We start from the raw sequence: 12,525 nt of genomic DNA, 5'->3' as shown, positions 1-12,525 counted from the left end.
TACTCGTTATATTATTTCTTTATCACCATTTACTATTTTTTGCATTCTGTATTTTAATGCCTGATTGATATCAGTAAAACGTAAAATTATCAAAAAATATTTCTTTTTTATCTAAAACACCTCCAATAACAAGATAATTATTTCATTTTCCTTACTTTTGCACAAATTCTAAATTATGCTCGATAGATTATTCAAGAAAAAAGACATTTCGGTTATACTTGCAGAGCCTTCAGAAAACAAAGAAGGGCTTAGAAGAAGTCTGACTGCAACCAACCTTATAACCTTAGGAATTGGAGCCATTGTAGGCACAGGTATTTTTGTTATTACCGGTCAGGCAGCTTCAATGTATGCGGGTCCGGCTCTAACTATTTCTTTTGTTATATCAGCACTGGGATGTGTTATGGCTGGTTTATGCTATGCTGAGTTTGCCGCAATGATACCGGTATCAGGAGGAGTGTATTCATACAGCTATACTACAATGGGCGAAGTATTAGCTTGGTTTGTAGGTTGGATTTTAGTTCTTGAATATCTTTTTGCATGCTCCAGCGTTGCTGTGGGATGGTCTGGTTACATGCTTAGCTTATTAAATGAATGGGGAATACATTTTCCCGAGCAAATAGCAGGAGCCACTTTCGATCACCTGAAAGACGGAAGCTGGGTGTGGACAGGAAAAATCATCAATTTTCCTGCTGTATTTATCGTAGCCATAGTTTCCGCATTTCTTATAGGAGGCATAAAGCAATCAGCTCTTGTCAACAATGTGATTGTAGTTATAAAAGTCGGTGTTATTCTATTATTCATAGGTTTTGGTTTATCATATATCGACACAAGCAACTGGGTGCCATATATCCCTGAAAATACAGGAGGGTATGGAAACTTCGGATGGACAGGAATCCTTCGTGGGGCTGCTGTTGTTTTTTATGCATATTTAGGTTTCGATGCCCTGTCTACTGCTGCGGGAGAGGCCCGTAATCCTCAAAAAGATATGCCAAAAGGTATCCTCATATCATTACTTATCTGTGCTGTTCTTTATATTGGTGTAACAACAGTATTGACAGGAATAGTAAATTACAAAGACCTCAACGTAGATGCACCCATCGCATTAGCGATCGACCGTGCAGGTGAAGGTTTAGCATGGCTGAGCCCCTTTATCAAGCTTGGAGCTATTGCCGGACTTAGTTCCGTAATCTTAGTTATGATGTTAGGACAATCGCGAATATATTATGCTATTTCAAAAGATGGTTTATTACCAAGTATCTTCTCTAAAGTAAGTCCTAAACATGGTGTTCCTCATAATGCAACTATATTCGCCAGTATTGTAACAGGGTTAATAGCGGGTCTATTTCCATTGCATGTACTCAGCGAATTGGTATCAATCGGTACGTTAATGGCATTCACTATAGTTTGTATATCAATTGTTATACTACGTAAAACTCAGCCAGACCTAAAGCGTCCATTCAAAACACCACTTGTTCCATTTGTTCCACTCTTAGGTGCTGCTATATGTATCGTACAAATGGTATCTCTACCTTGGAGCACATGGGAAAGAATGATTGGCTGGACTATTCTTGGATTCATTATATATTTCACTTATGGCATTAAGCATAGTAAACTGAATAATAAGTAAGGCATTGTGCAGAAGGAGTAAGTTCGTACAATCCTCTCAGCACCAATATGCACCTTTAAGAAATTTAATTTCGACATTTACAATCATTTTGACACACAACTAATACAAAATATTTCAAAAAGTTATTATTTTTGTCAACACGCATAAAATATAACAACTTAATGAAAGAACAACTACTCCGCAAGAAGGATATTGCATCCATTCTCAAAGATTCCCTCCAAGAAAAGGGTGGGTTGAAAAGGACCTTATCGGTCAGGCATTTAATCGCCTTAGGCATAGGAGCGATCATAGGTACCGGAATATTCGTTCTTACAGGAACTGCTGCTGCAAACTATGCAGGCCCTGCCCTGACAATTTCTTTCATCATTTCTGCATTAGGATGCGCAATGGCCGGTCTTTGCTACGCCGAATTTGCATCCATGATTCCCGTAGCAGGAAGCGCCTATTCTTACAGTTATTCTACATTAGGAGAATTCTTTGCCTGGTTTATAGGCTGGGATCTAATACTCGAGTATCTGTTCACGGCCGGAACTGTAGCTGTTGGGTGGTCTGGCTATTTTGTGAGTTTCCTCGACGACTTCGGATTGCATATACCAATGAATATGCGCCTAGCACCATTCGATCACACCTCCGCCGGAGGTTGGGTCACAACCGGTAGCATTATAAACTTCCCGGCTATGTTTGTTGTGGCAGTTATGTCTGTATTATTAATTCGGGGAATAAGTCAGTCTGCTACGTTAAACAATATCGTAGTTGTCGTTAAAGTTGTTGTTATACTCTTATTTATAGGGTTCGGATTATCATTTATAGACACTGCCAACTGGACACCTTACATTCCTCAAAATACAGGAGAATTTGGTCATTATGGTTGGAGCGGAATATTTCGAGGTGCAGGAGTTATCTTCTTTGCTTACATCGGATTTGATGCTGTATCAACGACTGCGCAAGAAGCCAAAAATCCCCAGAAAGATATGCCCAAAGGAATACTTTTATCGTTACTTATATGTACTATCTTATACATTGCCGTTACGGTTGTGTTAACGGGAATAGTAAATTACAAAGAATTGAGCGTCCCTGCACCCATCGCTCTGGCTATAGACAATGCGGGAGAAGGTCTTGTATGGCTGCGTATGCCAATCAAAATAGGTGCCATAGCAGGATTAAGCTCTGTTGTTTTGGTTATGATGCTTGCCCAATCACGTATATTCTATACTATATCCAGAGATGGCTTACTTCCTAAATTCTTTTCGAAAGTACATCCTAAATATAGTACACCTCACAATTCAACGATTGTAACCTGTATTGCTGTTGGTCTTATAGCAGGGCTTCTACCGATAAATGTACTCGGGGAGCTTGTGTCTATCGGAACTTTAATGGCTTTCACGCTGGTATGTATATCAATAATAATTCTACGCAAAACGCGTCCGGATGTAGAGCGTCCATTCAAAACACCTCTTGTTCCTCTTGTTCCTATATTAGGCGTTTTAATATGTCTGTCGCAGATGCTAGCCTTGCCTTTGGATACTTGGCTCAGGTTGATAGTATGGATGGTTATAGGTTTTGTTATTTACTTCACCTACGGAATTAAGCATAGTAAACTCAATAAGAAATAATACAAAAGAGGTTGTACCAAAAGTAAAATACTTTTATCATTATCCGTCTTATCTTTTTTAGTGTAATGGAGAATCTCGGCTATTGAGATACGAGATGTTTCACTTCATTCAAACTTGACTGGTGATAAAAAATATTTTCGGCACAACCTCTTTAATCTTTATAATTAGTAGGTTTATTACTTCAGCTCCTTAATTTTTACATTTTTAAACCACACTTCATCTCCATGATCCTGTAGTAAAATATTGCCTTCCGCTGCATTTCCAAAGTTAGGCCAGTTTGCGTATTTACTGTAAGCAACCAATGCATTCCACATCTGATTGTTACGCTCATACTCAACAATTTTGACGCCATTCAACCAATGTTGAACTTTATTATCAATAACTACAACAGTAGCAGTGTTAAAACCATTCTTGATAAAAGGTTTATCTGCCGATGCAGGAATCAGATCATATAACGATCCTAAAGTTCTATTCCCTTTTACGCCCAATTTTGCATCCGGGTGCTTTTCATCATCAAGTATCTGGAACTCACAGCCAATTGCAGAACCCTCTCCTTTATTTAAATCAGGGTTTACAAAATATTTTATTCCACTGTTTGCTCCTTCTGTAATTTTAAAATCTACTTTCAGTATAAAATTCTTATACTTACGGGTAGTTACGATATCTCCGCCATTCGTTGATTCGCCGCCACCGCTTTTCAGTACTTTCAAAATACCATTATCTATTACCCAACCCTTAGAAGGGAAAGTAGTAATTCGAGCTCCTTTCCATCCTTCTGTTGTTTTACCATCCCACAATAATTTCCATCCATCTCTTGTTTCCTGTTCGGTCAATACATTATCTTGAGCAAACAGAGACATCGTAAATAAACTGATAGCAACCGCTAATATATATTTCTTCATGTATGATATCTGATTTTATATTTTATAATATTGTTCCCAATCTTTGCGCGGAGGAATTCCGGTCAGCATTGCGTTGGCAAACGCATTATTTGTTATTTGTTTTGTTCTACTGTCGAAATAAAATTTCGTATTCAAGCGTTGAGCCATTACTCCTAAAGAGAAAACCTGACTTAATGGTCCATGAATTTCAAACGGAGAACGAGTCTTTTCTACTCCTGTACATGCTAGTAAGAAGTTTGCGAAATGATTTGAAGGGCTCTTCGGTACTTCCGGCAATTTAGAAGCCATATCCCTAGCCTTGCTTTCTGGTATGATAGAAAGTGTAGTGCCATGTGAAGCTCCTTTGAAAATCAAATCTTTACTATAAATAATCTTTCCCGGATTTAGAGACGTTTTCTTTATTTCACCTGCTCCCGAGGCAGGAATATTAGGGTCGAGAGCCGACTCTCCATATCCTTCAGGGATTGGAGGAAGGTTATCCACGCCATCGTACCATGTTATATCACAAGCCGGCATCTCACCTCTCGGACCAAATTTAAACTGAATAGTCGAAGATGTTGGGAAAAAATAATCATTGTGGCCTGTCAATTTCACGGGATTGATTTCATAAGGTAGTCCTAAATCCAGAAATTCATGTACAGTATCTAAAATATGAGCACCCCAATCTCCTAAAGCTCCCATACCAAAATCGTACCAGCAACGCCATTCTCCATAATGATATTTTTCGTTATAGTCATGGTACGGAACAGCACAATTCCAAGTCATCCAGTCTAGTGTGGACGGAATAGGTTGCGCCTCAGGCAGCTTATAAATATTGGTATCCCATGTATGCCATCTGCGGGGATTATTCATATGAGCTACTACAGAAGTTACGTCCTTTATTATACCTGCTTCCTGCCAAGCTTTGAATTGAAAGTAATTAGCTTCAGAGTGACCTTGATTTCCGACCTGAGTCACCACATTCGGATATTTACGGGCAGCTTTCATCATCAATTCAGCCTCATAGAAAGTGCGAGCCATTGGTTTCTCTACATACACATGCTTACCGTTAGCCATAGCCAACATTGTGATCGGGAAATGTGAATGATCGGGTGTAGCGATAGCAACAGCTTCAAACTCGTTTGCTATTTTGTCGAGCATCACCCTAAAGTCTTTAAACTGCTTTGCTTTAGGATATTTGCCCATCACTTTTTGGGTATGCTTCGCGCCCATATCTACATCACATAGAGCAACGACATTCACCAAGCCCGTTTTTTCAAAGTCATCGATTATCTGTTCGCCTCTATTACCTATACCTATATAAGCAATATTCACCTTGCGATTTGCTCCCGCTACTCTGCTATAACTTGCCGCATTCAATGGGTTCATCGTACCTACAGCGATACCGGCAGAGGTCATTGCAGCGGTTTTTAAGAAATTTCTGCGTGTTACCATGTATTATATATTTAGTTTTAATAGTCACCAAGTGTTATATAAATATGAGCTATACAAAATAAGGCATATATTTATTAAAATCAAAACGTGTGTGCGAACACACAGCTGCGAAATACTTGTAAAAAACTAATATTCAATCATATAAAAAAACAGGCTTACAACCTTATTTTTTATGTTTTATAACATAAAATCATTATTCAGCCACAAACTACATATCGCCCTACTATTTTATTAAAGTTAACAATAAGGGTTATCTAAACATTGATTAATAATGATCTTAAAGAAGCTATTCTTTTGCTATCTTAATCCAGGTTGCTTTTTTCCACAGCCATTCCAATGGCCCATGACGATGAGAACGAAGCCACCAATGACAAAAGAAAAACTGAATAAGGAATATTCCAATACCCATCAAGAAACATACAGTAATACCTGTGTATTTATAAAGACCTAATCCCCAATTGTAAAACAGGAAGCTACCTATCAAAGACTGCGACAGATAGTTTGTCAAACTCATGCGTCCATAAGGTGCTAATTGGTGAAGAATATTTTTAAACTTTGTCAAATAATAAACAAGTATTATTCCGGCAAACAATATTCCCGTAAAAGCAAGATTCGAAAGAGATTTAAGTATAAGGATAGAAGGAACAAGCAATGCATCCCGACTCACAAATTCAGGAAGAGTAGCAATCAAGCCATAAATTGGAAAAAATGCTATGACTGCTATAATAAATACTTTAATCCATAATTTTATATTTTTCTCGGAATAAAGAAATATTCTTCCACGTCCTATTAACATACCGATCATAAATAATCCTGCAGTTTGTGTAACCCTCCCATGTAATAACATCCACCCCATATTGGCAATATTACCTGTCCATATAGCTGTTTTGCACATTTCGAAGAAAGATCCTTCTTTCTGAGCTACATTGACTATCTCCCAATATGGAGCGTCAAACTGAGCATTAATCCCGGTATATTGGGGATTGAAGGGAGCATATATTATTTGTCCCCATTCAAAAGGTTGCAGAAGAAGAACAATAGCTATAGCCATTACCGTACGAGTAGAAAAACGACAAACTGCTATCAGCACATAACCGAGTAAAGCATAGAGCACTAATATTTCACCCGGAAATAAAGTAGAATTGATACACGCTATAAAAAACAGCAATACTAATCGCCAAGTAAACCGTCCACGAAAATCTTTTCCTTTTTCTTTTTGCGAATTGTCTTGAATAAAAAAACTGAAGCCAAAAAGTAATGCAAAAATACAATAAGCCTTACCGGAAAATGTAAAAAATATACTATCCCAAATTATTCTATCGGTAAACATCATAAAATTTGATGTTTCCTCCGGAAAACTATAGAGACTAAAACGTTCAATAAAGTGAATAAGGGTAATTCCCATTACAGCGAAACCGCGCAATACATCTGCGATCTCAATACGATTATTACTGATTAGAGTAGTAGATACGGGCATTTTTTAAGATTTAAATGTTAAGATACTCTTCTATTTTGAGATGCAAATCTAACATAAACCTTTTATGTAACCTAAAAAACACGACTTATCTCATCAGAATCTTTATTTTCTTAAATTTGTTATAATGTAGTATCATCTGCTAATTTATACTCATTATTAAAATCGATAACTTTTAGATGTTGTGCTTCATAACCTTTCTAATATGCAGAGAAGATTGTATTGCCAAAACAAATGATTAGAGTTTAGAGTTTAATAATAGACAACTCAGCAAGAAAAAAGAATTATCAATAAAAAAATGAAACTGACTTATATTTTTCATAGCGGTTATGCAATAGAAGGTGATGATTTTACCATCATTATAGATTATTACAAAGATTCGTCTGATATATCCGGCGAAGGTATCGTTTACAAAGAACTTCTGAAAAAAAAGGAAAAGCTATATGTCCTCTGTACTCATTCACACCACGACCATTTCAACAAAGAGATACTAAAATGGAAATGGGAACACCCGAATGTTATTTATATCTTTTCGAAAGACATCTTAAAATACAGGAAAGCTAAAGAGAGGGATGCTATCTACCTTGACAAATCGGATACATACAGTGACGAAACACTCTCGATTGAAGCTTTTGGTTCTACCGACTTAGGCATTTCTTTTTTGATAAATATAGAAGGAAAAATCATCTTTCATGCAGGAGACTTGAATAACTGGCATTGGAATGAAGAGTCTACTAAAGAAGAGATAGATGAAGCGGAGGACTTTTATCAGAAAGAACTGAATTTAGTAATCGACAAAGTTAAACATCTCGACTTAGCCATGTTTCCTGTAGATCCCAGGTTGGGGAAAGATTATATGAAAGGTGCTGAACAATTTTTAGATGCTATACAAACAAACCTTTTTGCACCAATGCACTTTGGAGAAGCTTATGATAAGGCAAACGCATTTGCTGAATATGCCGAAAGCAAAGGTTGTAAGTTTATAAAGTGGCAGCACACAGGGGAAAGCTTTGAATTTTGACATCAACAAAATATATTCAATTAATGGCGTAATTTATTCTATTTTCATTAGATTTGTACATAACAATGCTACTGTACAAAACATTTGGATACAATAGGTAAATCCATTACATTATGAAAAATATAATATCTCTATTATCGTTATTAGTGACATTCTTGTTTGCTTCTGCACAAGAGGGTCATAAGCTTAATGCCGGGATAGATATGTCTTGGGGAATGCATTATTTCAATAGTGAGAAGAACAACCCCGCAGCTGTTGGTGGTAGTATAGGATACGAGTATGATTTTATCTTTTTCTTCGGAGTAGAAGCCGGATTTCGTTTTGGTGGGTTCAATCAAAAGGTAGGTTACACAGATCCTAATATAGGACAAGGAGGGATAGGTGAAACCAACGGAGATTTCAAAGACATATACAGAGGCACATATTGGGCACCCTATATTGCCCCCAAATTATATTTCCCGATAGGCTATGACGACAAGAGAGATCGAGCTCAGTATCTGTATCTTGAGAATAGACTATCCTATACCCGAATGAATCTCAATCTGGACAAGATAACCAACATGGAGGGATCTGCTCACAAATACAGACTTCAGTACGAGATTAGGGCTGGCTATCAATTTCCTGTAACAGAAAGATGGGCTATTAACTGTTGGTTAGGCTATAATACTTTCGATTTCTCAAAAATTAAACCGGAAGCTATTAAATTCAAAAACTCTACACCTATACAAATAGGAATAGGATTTAATTACATTATAAAACAATGACAAGCCATGCTACGAAATGCCTCCCTGCTGATTTTTCTGTCGTTTTGTTTGTTATCTATACAAGCACAACAGAATAAAATAACCAGTATTCTTGAAATACTGAATATCGAAACAGGTGAGCGAACCACAGTAAAAGAGTTCCCTTATCTGATAGAAGCGCCAAACTGGACTTATGACGGACAATGGCTGATTTATAACAGTGGAGGTAAACTTTGGAAGCTCTCCCCTGCTACTCCTACCGAGCCACAAGAAATATATACAGGTTTTGCAACCAATTGCAACAACGACCATGTATTGTCTTTCGACGGAAAACAAATAGCAATCAGCCACGGCACAAAAGAAGATGGGCTGTCACGCATCTATACATTACCCATTGACGGTGGAGATCCTCAACTCATAACACCTCTAGCCCCAAGTTACCTACATGGCTGGAGTCCTGATGGAATATACCTAACTTATTGTGCCGAAAGAAAAGGCAATTATGATGTTTATTCTATTCCAGCTAAAGGTGGTGTAGAAAAACGACTCACACACTCAGACGGTTTGGATGATGGTCCGGAATACTCCCCCGATGGAAATTATATTTGGTTCAATTCGGTGCGCACAGGCCTAATGCAGATATGGCGAATGAAAGCTGATGGAACGGAGCAAACTCAAATGACATTTGACGAAACACGTAACTCTTGGTTTCCACATATATCACCCAATGGTGAGCTTATTGTATTTATTACATATTACAAAGATGATCTAAAGCCCGATGAACACTTGCCTAATAAGAATGTCGAATTACGCATTATGCCGACTAATGGAGGAGAACCTAAAACATTGGCAAAACTCTTTGGAGGGCAGGGTACTATAAATGTTAATTCATGGTCACCCGATAGTAAATATATTGCCTTCGTAAGTTATCGTCTAAACAATCAATAATAAAATGAATTATAATCCCGAACCGGAGAAAGTAACCAGTATACTCGAAATATTCGATATCACTACAAACAAAAGTATATTAATAAAAGAATTTCCTTATCTCATAGAAGCTCCCGATTGGACGTCTGATGGAAAATGGCTCATATATAACAGTGAGGGATTAATATATAAACTATCTGCATCGGGAGGCGAACCTCAATTAATAGATACCGGCTTTGCAAACCAATGTAATAATGACCATCTCGTTTCTCCCGATGGAAAATGGCTTGCAGTAAGCCATCGCTCATTGCCTCAAGGGAGACCTACTGTTTTTATACTGCCCGCCGAAGGAGGTACTCCCAGACAAGTGACGCCATCAGCTCCGAGTTATCTGCACGGGTGGAGTCCTGATGGAAAATCACTGACGTATTGCGCAAACCGACAAGGAGAAATGGATGTATATACTATAAATACAGATGGGACGAATGAGACTCGTCTTACTTTCTCGGAAGGATTGAATGACGGGCCGGAATACACACCTGATGGTAAATACATCTGGTTCAACTCAGTCCGTACTGGATTGATGCAACTATGGAGAATGAAAACAGACGGTTCGGAACAGACTCAAATGACTTTTGATGAAGATAGCAACTCATGGTTTCCTCATATCTCACCCGATGGCAAACATGTAGTTTATATAGCATACAAAAAAGGTGATCTTGAACCTCACGAGCATCTACGCTACAAAAATGTAGAGATTCGCATAATGTCGGCTACAGGAGGCAAACCTCAGAAATTAATAAAACTTTTTGGAGGTCAAGGAACATTCAATGTCAATTCTTGGTCGCCAGACAGTAAACAGTTTGCCTATGTAAGATACAAGACAGAACTTAACTCTAAATAACTAATATGAAATCTATTAAACTTTTATTACTTGCAATACTACTTTCTACAGGAAATTATATTGCAGCTCAAAGCTCTCCATTGTCTTTTACTATCAATGCCGGAGGAAGTCTTTCAGATATGCGGGTAAAGGGTAGTTCTACCGATTCCAAATATGGATTCCGTGGAGGTGTAGGTCTGGAAATGAATCTCCCTAATAATTTATTTTTGCAAACAGGATTGGATTTTGCTATGAAAGGAGCAAATTCGAATTCAATGGCAGTCGGAGATATTAACGGAGATGGCTATTCTCCTGATGTTTATATGGCGGAAGAAAAGGTGAGAGCTTCATATCTTGTCTTACCCATTAAAGCGGGCTACAGACTTAATGTGTCAAGGGCGGTACGCCTCAATTTTACTTTTGGCCCATATCTAGCCTACGGTATTGGTGGAAAATATAAAGCAAAAGAAGCTCTAAAAATGGCTCTACCGGGGGATCGTGAATTATCGAATGGTACTTATACCGAATATTCAGAGTTTGAATATGACACTTTTTCAAGCGAAACACTGAAACGCTTCGACATGGGCTTAGCCGGATCTGCAGGAGTAGAATGTAAACGTATATTACTTAACTTTGGTTACGAACATGGTTTGATTAATTACTCTAGAGGGAGTGCTTCATCATATAACAGTGCTTTGTTTTTAACTTTAGGTTATCGGATATTTTGAATTCAGAAATAATACAAGACTAGGATTTGATTAAAAATATTTTTTGATTTATAAGATTCAATGCTGTATAATTATTTATAGATTTGTAGATTAATAATTACACCAGAACAGATGGAAAACATTAAAGCTCAGTACTGGAAGTATTCCCTTATAATACTTATTCTTTTCATAGCCGTTGTCCTGTTCCGAGAACTTGCACCATTTATGAGTGGGGTACTGGGAGCATCTACCATCTATGTTATGGTAAGAGGGCAAATGAGAAATCTTACGCAGAAAAAGAATTTGGGACGGGCTTTGTCTGCTATTCTTATTGTTATCGAGGCCATATTATGTTTTCTTATCCCCATTTCTGTGGCAGTATGGTTATTAGTAGGAGAACTGAACAATATAAATCTTGACCCGTCGTCTTACATATCAGGAATACAGCATTTCAATGAGTTAATTCAACAAAAAACAGGGTACAATGTACTCAGTTCAGAAAATTTGATAAGTGCAGCATCCTATTTACCTAAAATAGGCCAGATATTACTAGATAGCGTCAGCAGTTTTATCATCAATTCTCTGGTACTTGTCTTTGTGCTTTATTTTATGCTAATCGGTGGTGAACGAATGGAAAAATATCTTTTCTCACTCCTTCCTTTCGATGATGATAATAAAAAGAGCGTTATACATTCTGTAAAAATGATGGTTACATCAAATGCTATCGGAATACCTTTATTAGCTATAATACAAGGTGTTGTTGCCACAATCGGATACATTATATTTGATGCGCCCAGCCCTATTCTTTTCGGATTCCTTACATGTTTTGCCACAATTATACCATTAATCGGTACATCGCTGATATGGTTCCCGTTGGCTGTCTATTTAGCACTAACCGGCGATTGGTTTAATGCCATTGGCTTAGCTATATATGCTCTGATCGTAATATCCAACTCCGACAATCTGATCCGTTTTATATTACAAAAGAAAATGGCCGATACGCATCCGTTAATAACTGTATTCGGAGTTATAATCGGTCTTACATTATTTGGTTTTTGGGGTGTAATATTCGGTCCTTTACTGCTTTCCGTATTTATCCTTTGCATTGATATATTCAAGAGAGAGTATTTAGATGAAAAAGACACTGCAATGACTATTGACGACTATAAATATGATGAAAACCTAAATTTATAA

At 37.4% G+C, this 12,525-nt stretch carries 10 protein-coding genes and 1 pseudogene; 8 read left to right on the top strand and 3 right to left on the bottom strand.

Annotated features, from left to right (window positions below; genetic code table 11):
• Positions 1-175: 175 nt before the first annotated feature.
• Positions 176-1,627 (top strand): amino acid permease, encoded by a 1,452-nt coding sequence (locus tag QOX35_RS07705; protein ID WP_135103990.1) that lies wholly within the window; start codon positions 176-178, stop codon positions 1,625-1,627.
• Positions 1,628-1,788: 161 nt separating this feature from the next.
• Positions 1,789-3,240, top strand: a complete 1,452-nt coding sequence (locus QOX35_RS07700; RefSeq protein ID WP_283686441.1) for an amino acid permease — start codon at positions 1,789-1,791, stop codon at positions 3,238-3,240.
• A gap of 176 nt (positions 3,241-3,416) precedes the next feature.
• On the opposite strand, the pseudogene QOX35_RS07695 reads toward QOX35_RS07700, so the two are convergent.
• The 3 genes and pseudogenes from QOX35_RS07695 to QOX35_RS07685 form a co-directional block, all read right to left on the bottom strand.
• Positions 3,417-4,055, bottom strand: a pseudogene (locus tag QOX35_RS07695) (3-keto-disaccharide hydrolase); the annotation flags it as partial.
• Between the two features lie 102 nt (positions 4,056-4,157).
• Positions 4,158-5,576: a Gfo/Idh/MocA family oxidoreductase gene (locus QOX35_RS07690; RefSeq protein ID WP_283686440.1), complete on the bottom strand. Its 1,419-nt coding sequence runs from the start codon at positions 5,574-5,576 to the stop codon at positions 4,158-4,160.
• A 286-nt stretch (positions 5,577-5,862) separates the two neighbouring features.
• The gene (locus tag QOX35_RS07685; protein ID WP_283686439.1) at positions 5,863-7,053 is read right to left on the bottom strand and encodes a DUF418 domain-containing protein; all 1,191 of its coding nucleotides are present in this window, start codon (positions 7,051-7,053) and stop codon (positions 5,863-5,865) included.
• Between the two features lie 295 nt (positions 7,054-7,348).
• On the opposite strand from QOX35_RS07685, the gene QOX35_RS07680 reads away from it, so the two are divergent.
• The 6 genes from QOX35_RS07680 (at position 7,349) to QOX35_RS07655 (ending at position 12,525) form a co-directional block, all read left to right on the top strand.
• Entirely contained in the window at positions 7,349-8,071 is a 723-nt protein-coding gene (locus QOX35_RS07680) for an MBL fold metallo-hydrolase (protein ID WP_283686438.1), read from the top strand.
• Positions 8,072-8,184: 113 nt separating this feature from the next.
• Positions 8,185-8,835, top strand: a complete 651-nt coding sequence (locus QOX35_RS07675) for an outer membrane beta-barrel protein (RefSeq protein ID WP_283686437.1) — start codon at positions 8,185-8,187, stop codon at positions 8,833-8,835.
• A 6-nt stretch (positions 8,836-8,841) separates the two neighbouring features.
• Positions 8,842-9,762, top strand: coding sequence for a TolB family protein (locus QOX35_RS07670; protein WP_283686436.1), 921 nt, complete (start codon positions 8,842-8,844; stop codon positions 9,760-9,762).
• Between the two features lie 4 nt (positions 9,763-9,766).
• On the top strand, positions 9,767-10,645 hold the full coding sequence (locus tag QOX35_RS07665) for a TolB family protein (RefSeq protein ID WP_283686435.1): 879 nt from the start codon (positions 9,767-9,769) through the stop codon (positions 10,643-10,645).
• Positions 10,646-10,650: 5 nt separating this feature from the next.
• Positions 10,651-11,352, top strand: coding sequence for a porin family protein (locus tag QOX35_RS07660; RefSeq protein ID WP_283686434.1), 702 nt, complete (start codon positions 10,651-10,653; stop codon positions 11,350-11,352).
• Between the two features lie 111 nt (positions 11,353-11,463).
• A complete protein-coding gene (locus tag QOX35_RS07655) occupies positions 11,464-12,525 on the top strand; it encodes an AI-2E family transporter (RefSeq protein ID WP_283686433.1) in 1,062 nt (353 codons plus the stop codon).

This window comes from Dysgonomonas sp. Marseille-Q5470 (assembly GCF_951230145.1).
Lineage (GTDB): Bacteria > Bacteroidota > Bacteroidia > Bacteroidales > Dysgonomonadaceae > Dysgonomonas.
Note: the sequence above shows the minus strand (reverse complement) of the source record. Positions and strands in the feature narration are given on the sequence as shown.

Excerpts from the sequence above, each read along its gene's own strand:
- QOX35_RS07705 (WP_135103990.1), top strand. The coding sequence starts at position 176 with ATGCTCGATAGATTATTCAAGAAAAAAGACATTTCGGTTATACTTGCA.
- QOX35_RS07700 (WP_283686441.1), top strand. The coding sequence starts at position 1,789 with ATGAAAGAACAACTACTCCGCAAGAAGGATATTGCATCCATTCTCAAA.
- QOX35_RS07690 (WP_283686440.1), bottom strand. The coding sequence starts at position 5,576 with ATGGTAACACGCAGAAATTTCTTAAAAACCGCTGCAATGACCTCTGCC.
- QOX35_RS07685 (WP_283686439.1), bottom strand. The coding sequence starts at position 7,053 with ATGCCCGTATCTACTACTCTAATCAGTAATAATCGTATTGAGATCGCA.
- QOX35_RS07680 (WP_283686438.1), top strand. The coding sequence starts at position 7,349 with ATGAAACTGACTTATATTTTTCATAGCGGTTATGCAATAGAAGGTGAT.
- QOX35_RS07675 (WP_283686437.1), top strand. The coding sequence starts at position 8,185 with ATGAAAAATATAATATCTCTATTATCGTTATTAGTGACATTCTTGTTT.
- QOX35_RS07670 (WP_283686436.1), top strand. The coding sequence starts at position 8,842 with ATGCTACGAAATGCCTCCCTGCTGATTTTTCTGTCGTTTTGTTTGTTA.
- QOX35_RS07665 (WP_283686435.1), top strand. The coding sequence starts at position 9,767 with ATGAATTATAATCCCGAACCGGAGAAAGTAACCAGTATACTCGAAATA.
- QOX35_RS07660 (WP_283686434.1), top strand. The coding sequence starts at position 10,651 with ATGAAATCTATTAAACTTTTATTACTTGCAATACTACTTTCTACAGGA.
- QOX35_RS07655 (WP_283686433.1), top strand. The coding sequence starts at position 11,464 with ATGGAAAACATTAAAGCTCAGTACTGGAAGTATTCCCTTATAATACTT.